Source organism: Pseudomonas sp. JV245A (assembly GCF_032424515.1).
GTDB lineage: Bacteria > Pseudomonadota > Gammaproteobacteria > Pseudomonadales > Pseudomonadaceae > Aquipseudomonas > Aquipseudomonas protegens.
In genome coordinates this window covers 1-414 of the sequence record NZ_VYKE01000561.1, presented here as the reverse complement: position 1 = coordinate 414, position 414 = coordinate 1, and the positions used below count along the sequence as shown (strand labels likewise).

Here is a 414-nt window from a genome sequence, read left to right as displayed (position 1 = left end):
ACCCGCGCCGAGCTGTGGCTGCCCCTGGCGAGCGCGGCCAAGGGGTCGCCGGGCAGTGAGGCCATGCCGGCCCCGGGCCCGGACCACCCGCCGCTGTGCGTGCTGCTGGTGGATGACGACAGCCTGGTCCTGGACAGCACCACGCTGCTGCTGGAGGACCTGGGCCATCGAGTCATCCGCGCCGCCAGCGGGGCCCAGGCGCTGCAGTGTCTTGAGCAGCACCGGGACATCCAGCTGATGATCAGCGACATGGCCATGCCACACATGGATGGCCGCCAGTTGGCCGAAGCGGTGCGGCGCCTGCACCCGCAGTTGCCGATCATCCTGGCCAGCGGTTATGCCCAGCGCCAGGACGGCCCGGTGCCGGAGCTGCCACGGATCTTCAAGCCCTTCAGCCAGGCGCAGTTGAGGGAC

1 protein-coding gene is annotated in these 414 nt (G+C 70.5%); it reads left to right on the top strand.

Annotation, left to right across the window (positions count from 1 at the left end; genetic code table 11):
• Window positions 1-414: response regulator (locus F6S12_RS33025; RefSeq protein WP_315870024.1), on the top strand; the 414-nt coding region annotated here is incomplete at both ends.